The sequence below is a fragment of the Candidatus Ruminimicrobium bovinum genome (genome assembly GCF_902760015.1).
GTDB classification, from domain to species: Bacteria; Elusimicrobiota; Endomicrobiia; order Endomicrobiales; family Endomicrobiaceae; genus Ruminimicrobium; species Ruminimicrobium bovinum.
In genome coordinates this window covers 1-3,586 of record NZ_CACWEU010000090.1, presented here as the reverse complement: position 1 = coordinate 3,586, position 3,586 = coordinate 1, and the positions used below count along the sequence as shown (strand labels likewise).

Annotated in this window: 2 protein-coding genes and 1 pseudogene; all 3 read right to left on the bottom strand. The window is 23.4% G+C overall.

The window, feature by feature from the left end:
- A pseudogene (locus ACMUOV_RS03110) lies at window positions 1-518 on the bottom strand (hypothetical protein); the annotation flags it as partial.
- 123 nt (window positions 519-641) lie between these two features.
- Window positions 642-1,940, bottom strand: a complete 1,299-nt coding sequence (locus tag ACMUOV_RS03105) for an McrC family protein (RefSeq protein WP_413853595.1) — start codon at window positions 1,938-1,940, stop codon at window positions 642-644.
- The coding region (locus ACMUOV_RS03100) for an McrB family protein (RefSeq protein WP_413853594.1) at window positions 1,940-3,586 on the bottom strand (1,647 nt) is incomplete at its 5' end. The genes ACMUOV_RS03105 and ACMUOV_RS03100, both read right to left, overlap by 1 nt.

The window sequence follows — 3,586 nt, the reverse complement described above, 5'->3', positions numbered from 1 at the left end:
GTAGATAACTTTACCTTAAAATCTTTATAAGAAGCTATTACTTCATCCTTTGCTTTTAAATCGTTTTTATGTTTTTCTTTTAATGCTTCTTCGTCTTTTTTTACAACTTCAATATTTCCTTTGAGTGTTATTATTTCTTGCTCTTTTTTATTCAAATCTTCTTTTACTTTTTCAAGTGCAGAATTAATTGCTATTGTTTTATCTTTTTCGTTTGAATCTATTTGTGATTGCAATTTAATATTTTCTTGCTTTATTTTTTCGATTTCTTTTGCCTTTTCTGCATTATAGATTGTTTTATTGGTTTCTATTTGTTTTTCTAAATCTTCAATTTTATGTTTATATTCTAATTCTGCTTTATCTTGTTCGGATTTGAATTTTTCTTCCATCAGTTCGGTTCTTTCTTTAAGTTCTCTTGCAAATTCTTTATTTTTTATTTGATTTACTATTGCTGCATAACCGGCTTCATCTACGGTAAAAACTTCTCCGCATTTTGGGCATTTAATTTTATTATCTTGCATAAAATCTCTCCTTATTAGTTAAATTTAATTATAGAAATATTTTACAAAATTATGCAGACAACAGGGTGTCGCGAAACGACAATGTATAATTAAATACGGAAAATGCACAAAAAACTTATTATTTTAATTTTTAATTGATTTTAGTATATCCGACAATCTGCTAATCAAAGTTTCCTTATTTTCTTGTAAATTATAACCAAGATATATTGTTGCTGTTGATATATGATGTTTATTGTCTTTGTTATTATCTTCGTAATTGTCTTTACAAAGAATATATTTGTGAATTATCTCTGTCTCTTTGTTTACTGTAGGATATATCAATATTGCATTTTGTGAATTATGTATAGTTTCATAAGTTATCATTTGGAATATATCTGAATTAGAAAATTCACCTATTTTCCCATCATTAATTTTATATTTAGTATCTACAATAATTTTTTCATTATTTAATTTTAAAAATATATCAACAAAAGTATTACCATAATATTGTTTGGTTTCATCACAATATAACAATCGTTTACCTTTCTGATAGTTTATTTCATTAATCTCTTTATATATTTTTTCTTTATTTCTTTTGATAAATTCAAAAATAAACTCTTCAAATAATATGTTCATATCCCACAATAAAGATATTGTTTTTATTTTATGTTGATTCATATCAACGGAAGAATTTTCTAAAAACATTTTTGCTAAATCAAACGGCTTTTTAAATGCAGTTTGGTTTCTTGTAAGTTTTAAATTTTTTATTTTATAAATATTTATTTTCTTAAAATCTATATCACAAAAAAAATCTGTAATAAATTTTAATATTCTTTTATTTTCGTTATCATTTGATACAAAATATAATAACCGGGACACATAATAAAATAATTGATTCAATAAATTATTTTCGGAAAATTCATCGTATTGACAATAAAATTTTGCTTGATTAACCGAATTTTTAATTATATGTTTAGAAAACAACAATTTACCTTTTAAAAAGTTCAAATTATCTTCTTCGGTAACATAGTTTTTAGGAACAAATCTTTTTAAACATTCAAATAAAGAGTTAGCATAAATTTTTATTAATATTTCAAGAAATGGATTTTTACTTTTAGATATTTTTGCTATTTCACTTTCTTTTATATCAAGTTTTTTTGTTAAAGATAACATATATAAAAGATTTTTTAAGATTATTTCTTTATCTTTATCATCTTCTTTTTCAATTTCTTCTTTATTCAATAATTTTGGAAGTATTTCAAATTGATAATTTTTATATCTAAACACACCAACATAATTTCTTGCCTTAATACCTTTACTTGTAAATGTAAAAATATTTTGCAAAAATTCATCTTTACTATTTTCAAGATATCCTTGTAAAGATTTCTTTAAAGAATCATTTATGTGTTCTTCTTGATATTCAATAAGGGGTATGTATTTCATTAGTTATTTTCTTGTTCGTTACTATTTACTTCTTTGTTTTCTGCATTGTTCTTAACGAGTTCAATTGATTTTAGTAATGCTTGTTGAAAATCAACTTTATCTCTATCTACAAAATTAAAAATAAATTTATCTTCTTTATCTATATCTTTCATTTTATATTTTGATAAATCACTTTTAACTATAAAACTTGAATTTTTTTCATTGTTGTCCTTTTTAAGTTCAGCTTCACCTAACAATGCTTGTAGTTTATACCAATCGTTATAAAAATATTCATTTAATAAAGGTAATATTTCATCAAACCAAATGTTTTTCAATACTTCTATTTTACTTTCATTATTTAATTCTTCACCATTACTTGGTTTAAATTTATCTTTAATAAAATAACTATGCCCTATTTGATGATCTCTATCTAACAATATTGTTATTTTTTCGTTTAATGCTTCAAATATCTCTTGGAAAGTCGTATTTCCTATGGAAATATTAGTAACCAATTCACCCTTTGGCATCATTTCTATAAATTTAAATCTTCTTCTTAATGCAATATCAACACTTGCAATAGATCTATCAGAAGTATTCATTGTTCCGATGATATAAAGGTTTTTAGGAACTCCGAATTTTTGTTTTGAGTATGGTAAAGTCACCAACAATTCATTATCTTTTACTTGTGTATTTTCAAAATCATCTTCTCCGTTCGGTTCAACTCTCTTATCATCTTCTATCAAAGTAATCAACTCTCCAAATATTTTTGATATATTTCCTCTATTAATCTCATCAATAACTAAAACATATTTATTTTCTTTATCTTTGTTTGCTTCTAGACATAATTCTTTAAATATTCCATTTGCTATCTCATACTTTAAATCTTTGTTGCTTCCATCAACGATAGGTTTTATTCCTTCAATAAATTCTTCATAGGAATATGACTGATGAAAAGTAATAAATTTACAACTTTTATCTTTTGAAATAGTTTGATTTTCAATAATATTATTTACTAAATTTTTTGTTGAATATGTCTTACCTGTTCCTGGTGGTCCATATAATATTTGATTGAGTGGTTGGTTAATTATTTTATCATCAATATTACTTTCACTAACATTGATATTTTCATTAACATTATCATTTATGATATCTTCATCTTTAAATATTCCTTCTCTTAATGCCCATATCCCTTCTTCAACTTTCTTAAAAATATTATCTTTTTCCTTTTTTGTCCATTTTTTAGAATCACTAGAATGAGTTTCTATTACTCCTCTAATAGTTGCTTCATGAGAATCATTTATTTTTTGATTTGCTTCTGATCTTATGTAACGAACTTCATTATAAATCTTCAATAATGGAGCTTGCCCTCCTAATTGTTTTATTGCTTTTATTATGCTATCAAGATAACTTATCTTTTCTATATTATCTCCTTGATATTTTTCTATAAGTTGCTGTTCTAATTTTTTTGTTTCCTCTTTCATATTTAAATTCTCTATATTGTTTTTATATTTATCCCAAAAATATTTTTCAACAACAAATATATTATTATAATCGTCTAATTTTAATATTTTCATATATTCCTTAAATTTTTCTTTTATATGCCAATGTAAGAACAAGGTCGGGTATACAACACATAAATATTTATGCATTAATCTAAATTCAAAAAT